Consider the following 13,495-nt stretch of genomic DNA (forward strand, 5'->3'; position numbering starts at 1 on the left):
CGTGCGGGGGGCTCGGGGCCCGTCGCGCGGGCCCCGTCGGCGTCCGGATTCAGCCTTGCCGAATCACCAGTCTGCCACCCTGCCGCCGGGCGACGACCCGGCCGGGGAGATTGATGGCCCCCTGACCGCGCCAGCCGGTGATGAGACGGTCGATCTCCTCGATGTGCCGGGCGAAGAGGGAACCCGCCGGGGCGCCGGCCTCGATGGCGGCCCGGCGCAGGATCCGGCGGCGTACCGCGGGCGGCAGAGCGTAGAGCTTGGCGCACTCCAGCTGGCCGGCGGCGTCGCGGACGGCGGGCTCGGCCTGGCGGGCCCAGCTGTCGAGGGCGTCGGCGTCGTCCCGGGAGAGCTGGGCCGTACGGGCCAGGGCCTCGACGACGCCTTTGCCGAGCGCCTTCTCCAGGGCGGGCAGGCCCTCGTGGCGGAGCCGGGAGCGGGTGTAGGCGGGGTCGGCGTTGTGCGGGTCGTCCCAGACGGGCAGCGACTGGACCATGCAGGCCTTGCGGGCGGTCTGCCGGTCGAGCTGGAGGAAGGGGCGCCGGTAGCGGCCGTCGGCCCCCGAGACCGCGGCCATCCCGGACAGGGAGCGGATGCCGGAGCCGCGGGCCAGCCCGAGGAGGACGGTCTCGGCCTGGTCGTCGCGGGTGTGGCCGAGGAGGACGGCGGTGGCGCCGTGGCGTTCCAGCGCGGCGTCCAGGGCGGTGTAGCGGGCGTCGCGGGCGGCGGCCTCGGGGCCGCCTTCGCGTCCGACGGTGACGGCGACGGACTCGACCGGGTCGAGGCCGAGCTCCCGCAGGCGCAGGGCGACTTCCTCGGCGCGCAGGTCGGAGCCGGGCTGCAGACCGTGGTCGACGGTGATGCCGCCGGCGCGGACGCCGAGCTTGGGTGCCTCGAAGGCGAGGGCGGAGGCGAGCGCCATGGAGTCGGCGCCGCCGGAGCACGCCACGAGCACGAGCGGCTGCTCGTGCGCGCCGGAGCCCGCGCGTGCGGCGCCCGGGCGCGCGGAACCACCACGCCTGACCTCGACAGGCATGGCCGCGGGGGGTACGACCGTGGGGGGCGTGGGCACCGGTGGTGCGCCCGGGTCCGCGGGCGCGCCCGGGAGCGCGTGGGCGGGCGCGTGGAGGGTGGTGTTCGTGTGGTGTTCGGTGAGGAGGTCGTGGAGTACGCGGCGGACCGCCAGGCGTATCGCCGCGACCGCGGGGTGGGGACCCATGTCCGGTTCCCTTCATGAAATTGTCGGGGGGTGAGCCCGAGCTCGGTCACTCAGAGTGTGTAGATGGTGACAGAGACGGGCCGTTCCCCGAGCATTGCACGCCTACCCCTCGCTCACGGTCCCTCGGACGGGTGATTGGAGGGGCGTTCGCCTGCCGTCGGCCGGATTCGTTCACCACGCTCGCGCGCGGCTCACGACTCCGCCTTGCGGTGCACCCGCGCGACCCAGTCCGCCGGTTTGGCGATCTCCGCCTTGGTCGGCAGGGTGTTCGGGGAGGTCCACACCCGGTTGAAACCGTCCATGCCGACCTGTTCGACGACCGCCCGTACGAACCGCTCGCCGTCCCGGTACTGCCGGAGTTTGGCGTCGAGGCCGAGCAGCTTGCGCAGGGCCTGGTCGAGGCGGGAGGCGCCCTTGGCGCGGCGCTGCTGGAACTTCTCGCGGATCTCGGCGACCGAGGGCACGACGGCCGGGCCCACGCCGTCCATCACGAAGTCGGCGTGGCCCTCCAGGAGGGACATGACGGCGGTGAGTCGGGCGAGGATCTCCCGCTGGGCGGGGGTCTGCACCAACTCCACGATCGAGTGACCGTCGTCGCCGACCTCGCCCTCGGGGCGGCCCCCCGCGAGTGACTGGGCGGCTTCCCTGATGCGCTCCAGGAAGGTCGTGGGATCGACCTCGGTCTCCCCCAGGAACGACTGGATTTCACCCTCCAGGTGGTCCCGCAGCCAGGGGATGGCCGTGAACTGCGTGCGGTGCGTCTCCTCGTGCAGACAGACCCAGAGGCGGAAGTCGTGGGGCTGCACGTCGAGTTCGCGCTCCACGTGCACGATGTTCGGGGCGACGAGCAGGAGTCGGCCGCCGCCGTTCTCACCTGCGGGCAGTTCACGGGTCGCGGGGGCGAAGGTCTCGTACTGGCCGAGGACCCGGGAGGCCAGGAAGGACAGGAGCATGCCCAGCTCCACGCCGGTGACCTTGCCGCCGACGGCGCCGAGGACGGCTCCGCCGGGGGTGTTGCCGCGACGTTCCTGCATCTTGTCGAGGAGGGGCTTCAGCAGTTCCCGGAAGCCGGCGACGTTGGCCCGGACCCAGCCGGGCCGGTCGACGACGAGGACGGGGGTGTCGTCGCCCGTGTCGGGGAGCATCCGGGTGAAGGCCCGGACGTGCTCCTCCGAGGCCTTCGCGTGCCGGCGGAGCTCGGCGACGATGGCCCTGGCCTCGTCGCGGCTCACCTCGGGGCCCGGCCGCACGAGCCGGGTCGCGGTCGCCACCGCGAGATTCCAGTCGACCATCTCGGCACCACCGATACGAGTCATGTTGTCAACCGTACGTGAGCGCTGCCGCTTGGGGCAGGCCGTGGCGGGTGGGGGGTGCCTGGGGGCTGTGGGTACGTGCGGGTGGGTGGTGGTTGCTCGCGCAGTTCCCCGCGCCCCTGAAGGCATGGGCTGCGCCCAGCCTTCCCCCTCAGCGGCAGCCGCAGGTTGCCAGGGTCGAGGTGGCGTCGGTCAGGAGGTTCTTGGCCGGGTCGGTGTTCTCCAGGGGGGTCTCCGTGGCGAGGAAGGCGAACGCCAGGAGGCGGCCGTCGGCGTCGACTACGGTGCCGGCGAGGGTGTTCACGTTGCTGAGGGTGCCGGTCTTGGCGCGGACGATGCCGGTGCCGGTGGCGTCGCTGGGGTAGCGGCCGCGCAGGGTGCCGGTGAAACCGGCGACCGGGAGGCCGGTGAGGACGGGGCGGAGTTCGGGGTGGTCGGGGGCCGCGGACTCGGCGAGGAGGGCGGTGAGCAGAGCCGGGGTCAGCGCGTTGCCCCGGCTGAGGCCGCTGCCGTCCGCGAACTCGACGCCCTCCAGGGGAACTTCGAGCTTCTTCAGTTCCTTCTTGATGGCCTCGGCGCCGCCCTCGAAGCTCGGCTGCTCGCCCGTCGCGAGCGCGACCTGGCGGGCGAGGGCCTCGGCGATGTCGTTGTCGCTGTGGGTGAGCATGCGCTCGACCAGGGTGGAGAGAGGCGGGGAGGAGACCGCCGCGAGCTCCTTCGCGTTCTTCGGGGCCGTGGTGGAGCCCCCGATCCTCACCTTGACGCCCCGGTCCTCCAGGAGGTCCGCGAACGCGGCGGTCGCGTCCTTGGCCGGGTCGGGGTCGCGGTCCGCGCTGCCGCTGAAGGAGCCGTCGAGGCGGGCCTCGTCGACCATCAGCGGGACGACGAGGGCGAGGTTGCCATTCACGCCGATGGTGTGCTGCTCGGGGCCCTCGTAGAGGGAGGTGTCGTAGGTGAGGGTGATCTCGTTCAGGTGACGCTTCTCGACGGCGGCTGCCGTGTCGTCGGCGAGGGTGCGCAGGCTCGCGTACCCGTCCGTGTCCTCGTGGGCGGTGACGGTGGGGTCGCCGCCGCCGACGAGGACGACCTCGGCGGAGTCGGGCTTCAGCACCGTGCGGGTCTCGATGCGGTGGTCGGGTCCGACCGCCGAGAGGGCCGCGGCGGCCGTGGCGATCTTGGTGGTGGAGGCGGGCGTCAGGGCCTCGTCCGCGTTCCGGGCGTACAGCTGCTCGCCGGTCTCGACGTCGACGACGGAGGCGGCGCGGCGGGGGCCCAGGACGGCGGAGTTCAGGATCGGGTCGAGGAGGGCCGACAGGGCGGCGGAGTCGGGCGCGGAGCCCGCCCCCGAGGCGCCGCCGAGGCCGGCCAGGACGGAGGGGGCGCTCGGCGCGGGCTTGGGCGCCCCTGCCGCACTACCGGACGACGTACCGGAACCACGTCCGTGATCTGCGCCACCCTGGCCTTCGGGCGATGCCGCCCAGTCGCGCTCGGCCGTACGCTGACCGGAGGAGTCCCAAGGTCCGGCGGCGGCCACCGCCCCGGCCGAGAACACCAGCCCCAGGGTGGCCGCGCCGGCGGTGAACTGGAGGGTCGTGAGCTTCTTCGCTCTCCCCGTGAGCTGCGAAGAGCGTGCCGTGACGGCGCTCGTGACGCGTACGACGCCGGGTTTCACCGCCTGTGCGACGCGCGCGGCACCGGGCTTCACGGCGCGTGCGACGCGCGCGATCCCCGGTTTCACGCCGTGCACCACCCGCACCACACGCGGTCTCGCGGCCCGCCAGACCTTCGGCTCCCGCACGACCACCAGCCCCTTTCGCGATCACACACCTGCGTGAGGGACACTTAACCACCAGAACTATGTGTTGATCATGGAGGAGTCACCGGTGGAGTTCGACGTCACGATCGAGATTCCGAAGGGTTCGCGGAACAAGTACGAGGTGGACCACGAGACCGGTCGGATCCGCCTGGACCGTCGACTCTTCACCTCGACCGCCTACCCGACCGACTACGGATTCGTCGAGAACACCCTCGGCGAGGACGGCGACCCGCTGGACGCGCTGGTCATCCTGGACGAGCCGACCTTCCCGGGCTGCCTCATCAAGTGCCGCGCGATCGGCATGTTCCGGATGACGGACGAGGCCGGCGGCGACGACAAGCTGCTGTGCGTCCCGGCGACCGACCCGCGTGTGGAGCACCTGCGTGACATCCACCACGTCTCGGAGTTCGACCGCCTGGAGATCCAGCACTTCTTCGAGGTCTACAAGGACCTGGAGCCCGGCAAGTCCGTCGAGGGCGCCGACTGGGTGGGCCGCGCCGAGGCCGAGGCCGAGGTCGAGAAGTCGTACAAGCGCTTCAAGGAGCAGGGCGGTCACTGACCCCCGACTGAGTTCTTCGGCTGCCTTGCCGATCGATTCCGCGAACGGGCCGCGTGTCCCCAGGAGGGGCGCGTGGCCCGTTCGCGTATCCGTGTGTGTCGGTGCGCATACTGAGGCGTACCTGAGGTGTCGTACAGGGAGCGCGGCTGAGTGGGAGTGACGGAGCCCGGGGACGGCGGGCAGGTGGAGGACCGCAAGCCGGTGTCGGACGAGGCTGGCAGTGCCTTCGCGCCCGTGGGATTCGCTCTGGGGATCGACGGGGACGCGTCGGTGACCTCGGAGTTCGCGATCCCCGCAGGGCTGGACGTGCCGGCCGCGGAGGCGGAGGCGCAGACGACGTCCGAGTTCGCGCTGCCGGAGGGGCTGGCGCCGCCGGAGGGGGTCCCGGACGAGCACGAGGGGTCGGCGTTCAGTGTGCCGCGGACCTACAGCGCGCGGCACGCGCCGGTCGCGTTCACACCGGCCGGCGGGATCCCGGCCGTCAGTCTGACCAAGGACGTGCCCTGGCAGGACCGGATGCGCACGATGCTGCGGATGCCGGTGGCGGAGCGGCCCGCGCCGGAGTCGCCGACGGTGCGCGTGGAGGGCGAGTCGGGGCCCGCCGTACCGCGTGTGCTCGACCTCACACTGCGTATCGGCGAGCTGCTGCTCGCGGGCGGTGAGGGTGCGGAGGACGTGGAGGCGGCGATGTTCGCCGTGTGCCGCTCCTACGGCCTCGACCGCTGCGAGCCGACGGTGACCTTCACCCAGTTGTCGGTCACCTACCAGCCGTCGCTGGTGGACGACCCGGTCACGGCGTCCCGGATCGTCCGGCGCCGGGCCACCGACTACACCCGGCTGGCGGCGGTCTTCCGGCTGGTGGACGACCTCAGCGATCCGGAGAGCGCGATCTCCCTGGAGGAGGCGTACCGGCGGCTCGCGGAGATGCGACGCAACCGGCATCCGTATCCCGGCTGGACGCTGACCCTGGCGAGCGGGCTGCTGGCGGGGGCCGCGTCCGTGCTGGTCGGCGGTGGCGTGGTCGTGTTCGTCGCGGCGGCGCTCGGCGCGATGCTCGGCGACCGGCTGGCGTGGCTGTGCTCGGGGCGGGGGCTGCCGGAGTTCTACCAGTTCCTGGTGGCGGCGATGCCCCCGGCGGCGATCGGGGTGGCGCTGACCGTGGCGCACGTGGACGTGGAGGCGTCCGCCGTCATCACCGGTGGGCTGTTCGCGCTGCTGCCCGGGCGGGCGCTGGTGGCGGGTGTGCAGGACGGGCTGACCGGCTTCTACATCACCGCCTCCGCGCGGCTCCTGGAGGTCATGTACCTCTTCGTGGGGATCGTGGTGGGCGTGCTGCTCGTCCTGTACTTCGGGGTGAAGCTGGGCGCCGAGTTGCATCCGGACGCGGCGCTCGGCAGCGCGGACCGGCCACTGCTGCAGCTCGGGGCGTCGATGCTGCTGTCGTTGACGTTCGCGCTGCTGCTCCAGCAGGAACGATCCACCGTGCTGGCGGTGACCCTCAACGGCGGTGTGGCCTGGGCCGTGTACGGGGCCATGCACGACGCGGGCGGGATCTCGCCGGTGGCTTCCACGGCGGTGGCGGCCGGGCTGGTGGGCCTGTTCGGGCAGTTGCTGTCGCGGTACCGGTTCGCTTCCGCGCTGCCCTATACGACCGCGGCGATCGGGCCGCTGCTGCCGGGTTCGGCGACGTACTTCGGGTTGTTGGGGTTCGCGCAGAACGATGTGGACGCGGGGCTGGTGTCGCTGACGAAGGCGGCGGCGCTGGCGATGGCCATCGCGATCGGGGTGAACCTCGGGTCCGAGATGTTCCGGTTGTTCCTGCCGGGGGCCGCTCGGGCGGGCCGTAAGGCCGCGAAGCGGACGCGAGGCTTCTAGCGCCGGGTGCCTGATAGCTCGGGGGCTGCTGAGTGCTGGCGGCTACGGGTCGGTTGTGGCTGATCGCGCCCACGCGGCGGAGCCGCAAAGAGAAACAGCCCCGCGCCCCTTGAAAGCGGGGCGCGGGACCTTGGCCGTCAGTACCGCGGGTGGTCCTGCCCCTGGTAGCCCTGCTGGTTCTGGTCCTGGGGGTACTGGCCGCCTTGCGGGTACTGGCCACCCTGGGGGTACTGGCCGTTCCGCGGGTACGGGCCGTTCTGCGGGTACTGCTGGGCGTAGGGCTGCTGTTGGGGCTGCTGGTGGCCGTAGTTCTCCTGGTAGCCCTGCTGCTGGTAGCCCTGGTTGTCGTACCCCTGGTTGCCGTAGCCCTCGTTGCCGTAACCCTGGTTCTGGTCGTACGACTGCTGCTGGGGCTGGTCGGTCGGCGGGATGCGGCGGAGCTGGGTCGTGGCGTCGTCCATGACCGGGGCGGCGGCGGACTGCTGCTGCTCGGGGCCCTGCGGCTGGTTCTTCTTCGCCTTCCGCGCCTTGAGGAGCTCGAAGATGATCGGGAGCACCGAGATGAGGACGATGAGGATGAGCATCGCCTCGATGTTCTTGTGCACGAACTCGATCTGACCGAGCCAGGAACCGAGGAGGGTGACGCCCGCGCCCCACAGGATCGCGCCGACGACGTTGAAGACGAGGAACGTGCGGTAGCGCATGCCGCTGACGCCCGCGATGATCGGCGTGAACGTCCGCACGATGGGCACGAAGCGGGCCAGGATCAGGGACTTCGGGCCGTGCTTCTCGAAGAACTCGTGGGCCTTGGTGACGTTCTCCTGCTTGAAGAAGCGGGAGTCGGGGCGGTTGAAGAGGGCGGGGCCGACCTTCTTGCCGAACATGTACCCCACCTGGTCGCCCAGGATCGCCGAGACGCAGATCAGCACGATCGCCAGCCACAGCGGGAAGTCCAGCTGATCGGTGGTGATCAGGAGGCCGGCCGTGAACAGCAGCGAGTCACCGGGCAGGAAGAACCCGAAGAACAGGCCGGACTCGGCGAACACGATCAGGAGCAGGCCCCAGATGCCGAACGAGTTGAGCAGATAGTCCGGATCCAGCCAGCTCGGTCCGAGGGCGATCGTCTGCACGGTTCCGGGCTCCTGGGGGTGAGGAAGAGTGAACGCCTGTGGGTGGGGACCCACGAGGGCGGGTCGCACAGGGGGGTGGGACCCATAGGGGTGACCAAAGCTATCAACGCACGGTCACCCCACTAGGTTCCACCGGTTCCTCCAGAGTGCCCTGTGGCCGCACTGAGACCAAGCTGTGTGGTCAGGGGTGCGGTCGGAGGGGGATCAGGGGCGTCGGCGGGCCGCGTTCGCGTTGATCGCGTCCCGCAGGTGTTCGGCGAGGCCGGGGCGCATGGTGTCGTAGAACGCCTTGAAGCGCTCGTCGGAGACGTACATCTCGCCGAGGCCCTGGTGCATCTCGTACGGGCAGTCGTAGAACCAGGTGCAGATGTGCTGCCGGTGTTCCTCGGCCATGTTCATGGCCGCCTCGCCGGTGGGCGGCTCGCCGGCGGCCATCAGGGCGTCGTAGCGCGCGCCCCAGTCGGCCACCTCGTCCTGCATGCGCTTCCAGTCCTCCTTGGTGTACGTGGCGGCGCGGCGCTGCGACTCGGCGTACGCCTCGGTGCCTCCCCAGCGCTGTTCCGCCTCCTCCGCGTACTGCTCGGGGTCCTTGTCGCCGAAGACCTCGAACCGTTCCTCGGGGGTGAGGTTGATGCCCATCTTGCGTGCCTCCATGGCGTGTTCCACGGCCGCGGCCATCTTCTGCAGCTTCTCGATCCGGGCGGTCAGCAGCTCGTGCTGGCGGCGCAGGTGGGCCCGCGGGTCCACCTCCGGGTCGTCGAGCAGGGTCGCGACCTCGTCGAGGGGGAAGCCGAGCTCCCGGTAGAACAGGATCTGCTGGAGCCGGTCGAGGTCGCCGTCGCCGTAGCGGCGGTGACCCGCGTGGGTGCGCTCGCTCGGTACGAGGAGGCCGATCTCGTCGTAGTGGTGCAGCGTGCGGACCGTGATCCCGGCATAGCCCGCGACCTGTCCCACGGTGTGGCTCATGCTTCCGCTCCCTTGTCGGTACGTGTTCCAGGCTGGGGCCTCACGTGACGTGAGGTGCAAGTCCTTTGTGCGGGGTGGCGGGCGCGTGGCGGGTGCCGGGGCGCGCGGACTGTGCTTTTGTGCGATGGCCCGCTCCCGGCGGTTTTCCTACGGTGGGTCCGTCGACGGACGGGCGGTCCGCCGACGGGACGCCGGGCCCGGCATGGGGGTGCGGGCCGGGCGTCACGTCGCGGGCCGGACCTTGCCGATCCGTACGGGGGTGATACGACCGGCACATCATCATCACGGGCTACCCGCACCCCCTCCGCACCCCCTCCGCGCACCCGTGAGGTGCGTGTCCCCGGCGGCGGACCTACCGTCGAAGGCATGCCACTGCACCGATGGGACAGCGACGCCCCGCAGGACGCCGGGCACCACCGGAACGACGGGCACCAGCTCGCCGTGAACCCCTTCTACGGCCAGGCCAACCCGGTGGGCGGCATGACCGAGGCCCCGCCCAAGCACCGGCTGCCCGAGGCGCCGCTGGCACCCTCGACGGCGTACCAGCTGGTCCACGACGAACTCATGCTGGACGGCAACTCCCGGCTGAACCTCGCCACCTTCGTCACCACCTGGATGGAGCCCGAGGCGGGGGTGCTGATGGGTGAGTGCCGGGACAAGAACATGATCGACAAGGACGAGTACCCGCGCACGGCCGAGCTGGAGCGGCGGTGTGTGTCGATGCTCGCCGATCTGTGGAACGCGCCGGATCCCGCCGCCGCCGTCGGCTGCTCGACCACCGGGTCCAGCGAGGCCTGCATGCTCGCCGGGATGGCCCTCAAGCGGCGGTGGGCGAAGCGGAACGCCGACCGCTACCCGTCGGCGGGCGCCCGGCCCAATCTGGTCATGGGGGTCAACGTCCAGGTCTGCTGGGACAAGTTCTGCACCTTCTGGGAGGTGGAGGCCCGGCAGGTGCCCATGGAGGGCGACCGGTTCCACCTCGATCCGGCGGCGGCCGCGGCACTGTGCGACGAGAACACGATCGGGGTGGTGGGCGTGCTCGGCTCCACCTTCGACGGGTCGTACGAGCCGATCGCCGAGCTGTGCGCCGCGCTCGACGAGTTGCAGGAGCGTACGGGCCTGGATGTGCCCGTGCATGTCGACGGCGCGTCCGGCGCCATGGTCGCGCCCTTCCTCGACGAGGAGCTGGTGTGGGACTTCCGGCTGCCGCGGGTGTCGTCCATCAACACCTCCGGGCACAAGTACGGGCTGGTGTACCCGGGCGTGGGCTGGGCGTTGTGGCGGTCCACCGCCGAGCTGCCGGAGGAGCTGGTGTTCCGGGTCAACTACCTGGGCGGGGACATGCCCACGTTCGCGCTGAACTTCTCCCGGCCGGGGGCGCAGGTCGTCGCGCAGTACTACACGTTCCTGCGGCTCGGGCGGGAGGGGTACCGCGCTGTGCAGCGGTCGACGCGGGACGTGGCGATCGGGCTCGCGGAGGAGGTCGGGAAGCTCGGGGACTTCCGGCTGCTGACGCGGGGGGACGAGTTGCCGGTGTTCGCGTTCACGACGGAGGAGGGGGTCTCCTCGTACGACGTGTTCGATGTGGCTCGGCGGATGCGGGAGCGGGGGTGGCTGGTGCCGGCGTACACGTTTCCGGAGAACCGGGAGGATCTGTCGGTGCTGCGGGTGGTGTGCCGCAACGGGTTCACGTCCGATCTGGCGGGGCTGTTCCTGGAGGATCTGGGGCGGTTGCTGCCTGAGCTTCGGCAGCAGTCCGGGCCGGCGGTGCGGGACAAGGGGGCGGCTACCGGGTTCCATCACTAGCCGGGGGGTGCGGCCAGGTTTTTTCGCCCCCGCCGCCCCTACCCGTCCCATCCTCGGCAAGGGGCTGTGCCCCTTTGACCCCCAGGCGTCCGTCCGGTGGGGCTGGTCGCGCAGTTCCCCGCGCCCCTGAAAGGCAGGGGGCTGCGCTCCCTGCCTTTTCAGCGCTGCTCCGCTACTTGCTCAGGGCGGCGAACTTGCGTACCGCCAGAGGGAAGAAGATCGCCAGTAGCGCCAGGGGCCAGGCGATCGCTGTCCAGAGGTGGTTCGCTTCGGCGCCCGGGGTGCCGAAGAGGTGGCGTACCGCCGTCGCCGTGTGGGACATCGGGTTCCAGTCGACGACCGTGCCGAGCCAGCCGGGCATGGAGGCGGGGGTGGCCAGGGCGTTGGAGAGGAAGCCGATCGGCCAGACGAGGATCTGTACGGCGGTGAGGAGTTCGGGTCGGCCGGCCAGCATCGCGAGGTGGATGCCGATCCACAGCATCGCGAAGCGGAAGAGCAGCAGGAGGCCCACCGCGCCGAGGAAGGCCGCGGGCCCGCCGTGCGCGCGCCAGCCGAGCGCGAACGCGACGGCCATGAGGACGGCCAGGCCCACCGCCGACTGGAGCATGTCCGCGACCGAACGGCCCACCAGGACCGCCCCGTTGGTCATCGGCATCGAACGGAACCGGTCGATCACCCCCTTGTTGAGGTCCTGGGTGACGGCGAGCATCGTGCCCTCCAGACCGAAGGCCATGGTGAGCGCGAGCATGCCGGGGACCAGGTAGTCGAGGTAGTCGCCGGTCACCCCGCGGCCGCCGCCGATCAGATAGCCGAACATCAGCAGCAGCATCACGGGGAAGACCAGCCCGACGAGCAGTTGCACCGGTTGCCGTGCCCAGTGGGCGAGTTCGCGGCGGGTCATGGTCCAGGAGTCGGTCAGGGCATGCGCGCCCACCGCCGTGTGCGCGGTCGTCGGTGTCGTCGTGGTCATGCTCGTACGGCCTCCTTCGTACGGTCGTCCCCGGTGACGTGCAGGAACACCTCGTCCAGGGTCGGGCGGCGCAGGGCGATGTCCTCGGCCTCGATGCCGGCGTCGGCGAGGGCGCGGACGACCGCGGTGAGGGCCGTCATGCGGTCGGTGACCGGGGCGCTGAGGCGGCGGCGGTCCGTGTCGACCGTGATGTCGCCCTCGGGGACCGGCAACAGAGCCGTGGCAGCGCCCAGTTGACGGGCGTCGCGCAGGACGATGTCGATGCGGTCGCCGCCGGTCAGGCGCTTGAGCTCGTCCGCCGTGCCGTCGGCGACGACCCGGCCGCCGTCGACCACGGAGATCCGGTCGGCGAGCTGGTCGGCCTCCTCCAGGTACTGGGTGGTGAGCAGGACCGTCGTACCGCCGCCGACCAGCGAGCGGACGGAGTCCCAGACCTCGGTGCGGCCGCGGGGGTCGAGGCCGGTCGTCGGCTCGTCCAGGAAGAGCACCTCCGGTTCGGTGATGAGGGACGCGGCGAGGTCGAGGCGGCGGCGCATACCGCCGCTGTACTGCTTGACGGCCTTGCGGCCGGTGTCGCCGAGGCCGAACCGCTCCAGGAGTTCGTCGGCCCGCACGCGCGCGTGGCGGGTGCCCAGGTGGTGGAGACGGCCGAACATCTCCAGGTTCTGCCGGCCGCCGAGCTCCTCGTCGAGCGCGGCGTGCTGGCCGAGGAGGCCGATGCGGAAGCGCACCTCACGCGCGCGTGTCACCACGTCGTGCCCCGCGACCTCGACGCGGCCCGCGTCCGGTCGCAGCAGGGTGGCGAGGATCCTGACCAGGGTCGTCTTGCCCGCGCCGTTGGGCCCGAGCACCCCGTGCACGGTGCCCCGCGCCACCTGGAGATCCAGTCCGTCGAGGGCGACCTTGGCGCCCCTGCCGCTCTTCCCGCCCTTCCCTCCGCCGTAGACCTTTCGCACCCCTTCGACCGTGATCGCCGCGTCCGCCATCGGGGCCTCCCTCTCGGTCGCCGTTCGCTCCACCGCTCACCTCCACCACAGTAGTCAAACTTGACTACACGAACGAAGGTAAACCCTCGCGGCCTGGTGGTCAAACTTGATTAGTGGTCGTCCCCCGGGTGCCGCTCACCGGTCGCGTACGGGTTGTCCTGGCCCTCAGCGAGGACGCCGACGAACGGCTCGCCCTCCCCCGCGAAGGTGTAGGCGCCGCCGCGGATGCGGTCGATGAGGCTGCGGGTCCACTCGGCGCCGCTGTCGGAGGAGTCGAGCCAGAAGTTCATGATCTCGCCGATGTGCCCGAACTGGGCCGGGCCCTTCTCGGGCGCGTAGTACTCGGTGATGCCCTCGCGCCAGGCGCCGATGGCCTTCACCCGCTCCTCCAGGAGGGCGAGCACCTCCGCGCGGCCGAGGTCGACCATGAAGCCGAGCCCGGCCGAGAGCACATCCGGCTTCTGGTGGTAGGTGGCGAGGGACTCCCGCAGCAGCTCGAAGAACTCCTCGGTGCCGGCCTCGGTGATCGTGTACTCCGTGCGGGGCGGCCCGCCGGCCGTGGAGGGGGCGATCTCGTGCGCGACCAGCAGGCCCTGTTTCGCCATCTGCTTCAGGGCGTGGTAGATCGAGCCGGGCTTGGCGTTGGACCACTCGTGCGCGCCCCAGTACTCCAGGTCGTTGCGCACCTGGTAGCCGTGGGCCCGCCCGTGCTGGCGCACGGCGCCGAGCACGAGAAGACGGATCGCTGACATGGGCCCAGCGTAGAACCAGGCGGGATCACCCCGGCTCGCACCCGGCGCCTCGGACCACGCCTCCGCGACGGGATACGTGGCAGACACGCACCTACGGTTCGGCCGG

The 13,495-nt window shown here is 71.3% G+C and carries 11 protein-coding genes; 3 read left to right on the forward strand and 8 right to left on the reverse strand.

Annotated features, from left to right (window positions below):
• Positions 1 to 49: 49 nt before the first annotated feature.
• From tilS to dacB, 3 genes are all read right to left on the reverse strand, one after another.
• Positions 50 to 1,216 (reverse strand): tRNA lysidine(34) synthetase TilS, encoded by a 1,167-nt coding sequence (gene tilS / locus PUR53_RS31405; protein ID WP_329910420.1) that lies wholly within the window; start codon positions 1,214 to 1,216, stop codon positions 50 to 52.
• 191 nt (positions 1,217 to 1,407) lie between these two features.
• Complete coding sequence (locus PUR53_RS31410) at positions 1,408 to 2,532, reverse strand: zinc-dependent metalloprotease (RefSeq protein WP_329910421.1); 1,125 nt, start codon at positions 2,530 to 2,532, stop codon at positions 1,408 to 1,410.
• Positions 2,533 to 2,680: 148 nt separating this feature from the next.
• A complete protein-coding gene (dacB, locus tag PUR53_RS31415; protein ID WP_329910422.1) occupies positions 2,681 to 4,333 on the reverse strand; it encodes a D-alanyl-D-alanine carboxypeptidase/D-alanyl-D-alanine endopeptidase in 1,653 nt (550 codons plus the stop codon).
• A 79-nt stretch (positions 4,334 to 4,412) separates the two neighbouring features.
• Between dacB and PUR53_RS31420 the strand changes: the two genes are divergently transcribed.
• Both PUR53_RS31420 and PUR53_RS31425 read left to right on the forward strand, forming a co-directional pair.
• On the forward strand, positions 4,413 to 4,904 hold the full coding sequence (locus PUR53_RS31420) for an inorganic diphosphatase (RefSeq protein WP_048819635.1): 492 nt from the start codon (positions 4,413 to 4,415) through the stop codon (positions 4,902 to 4,904).
• Between the two features lie 150 nt (positions 4,905 to 5,054).
• A complete protein-coding gene (locus tag PUR53_RS31425) occupies positions 5,055 to 6,779 on the forward strand; it encodes a threonine/serine ThrE exporter family protein (RefSeq protein ID WP_329910423.1) in 1,725 nt (574 codons plus the stop codon).
• Positions 6,780 to 6,916: 137 nt separating this feature from the next.
• Here PUR53_RS31425 and PUR53_RS31430 read toward each other — a convergent pair whose 3' ends face one another.
• Positions 6,917 to 7,909 carry a DedA family protein gene (locus PUR53_RS31430; protein WP_329910424.1) on the reverse strand — a complete coding sequence of 331 codons (993 nt, stop codon included), beginning with the start codon at positions 7,907 to 7,909 and terminating at the stop codon, positions 6,917 to 6,919.
• 204 nt (positions 7,910 to 8,113) lie between these two features.
• Complete coding sequence (locus PUR53_RS31435) at positions 8,114 to 8,875, reverse strand: MerR family transcriptional regulator (protein ID WP_329910425.1); 762 nt, start codon at positions 8,873 to 8,875, stop codon at positions 8,114 to 8,116.
• Between the two features lie 366 nt (positions 8,876 to 9,241).
• On the opposite strand from PUR53_RS31435, the gene PUR53_RS31440 reads away from it, so the two are divergent.
• Positions 9,242 to 10,681 (forward strand): glutamate decarboxylase, encoded by a 1,440-nt coding sequence (locus tag PUR53_RS31440; RefSeq protein WP_329910426.1) that lies wholly within the window; start codon positions 9,242 to 9,244, stop codon positions 10,679 to 10,681.
• A gap of 172 nt (positions 10,682 to 10,853) precedes the next feature.
• Here PUR53_RS31440 and PUR53_RS31445 read toward each other — a convergent pair whose 3' ends face one another.
• The 3 genes from PUR53_RS31445 to PUR53_RS31455 all read right to left on the reverse strand — a co-directional run bounded on the left by PUR53_RS31445 (position 10,854) and on the right by PUR53_RS31455 (position 13,389).
• Entirely contained in the window at positions 10,854 to 11,651 is a 798-nt protein-coding gene (locus PUR53_RS31445) for an ABC transporter permease (protein WP_329899765.1), read from the reverse strand.
• Positions 11,648 to 12,637, reverse strand: a complete 990-nt coding sequence (locus PUR53_RS31450) for an ATP-binding cassette domain-containing protein (RefSeq protein ID WP_329910428.1) — start codon at positions 12,635 to 12,637, stop codon at positions 11,648 to 11,650. The genes PUR53_RS31445 and PUR53_RS31450 overlap by 4 nt, the downstream gene beginning before the upstream one ends.
• Positions 12,638 to 12,747: 110 nt before the next feature.
• A complete protein-coding gene (locus PUR53_RS31455; protein WP_329910430.1) occupies positions 12,748 to 13,389 on the reverse strand; it encodes a PadR family transcriptional regulator in 642 nt (213 codons plus the stop codon).
• Positions 13,390 to 13,495 lie beyond the last annotated feature (106 nt).

This window comes from Streptomyces sp. SP18BB07, assembly GCF_036322545.1.
In the GTDB taxonomy this organism is placed as follows: domain Bacteria; phylum Actinomycetota; class Actinomycetes; order Streptomycetales; family Streptomycetaceae; genus Streptomyces; species Streptomyces deccanensis.